Source organism: Methanocalculus natronophilus, assembly GCF_038751955.1.
In the GTDB taxonomy this organism is placed as follows: Archaea; Halobacteriota; Methanomicrobia; order Methanomicrobiales; family Methanocorpusculaceae; genus Methanocalculus; species Methanocalculus natronophilus.
This window is the reverse complement of sequence record NZ_JBCEXH010000042.1, coordinates 506-764: the sequence shown is the minus strand read 5'-3', so window position 1 is coordinate 764 and position 259 is coordinate 506. Positions and strand designations below refer to the sequence as shown.

Below are 259 nucleotides of genomic sequence, written 5' to 3'. Positions count from 1 at the left end.
CGTTTGGCCTTGAATATCAAGGCCAAACGTATGAAAGAAGGTAAACTATGCATTTTGCAGATTTTAAACACGAAGCAAAAAGCGTTGATGCATACTTATTTGATACATCAACCCTCCATATTCGATTAATTGCGAAAAAAGGAATTACGAATAATGTTAAAATTATTTATGGCGATCCTTTTTATCATGCTAAAAACGAAAATGGTGAACATAAATGGGCACCTTATGGAGATGGGCTCCCAATGATTAAAAGAGGGTC

1 protein-coding gene is annotated in these 259 nt (G+C 35.1%); it reads left to right on the top strand.

Annotated elements, in window-relative coordinates:
- Positions 1-47 precede the first annotated feature (47 nt).
- Positions 48-259: alpha amylase N-terminal ig-like domain-containing protein (locus ABCO64_RS10275; RefSeq protein ID WP_343089393.1), on the top strand; the 212-nt coding region annotated here is incomplete at its 3' end.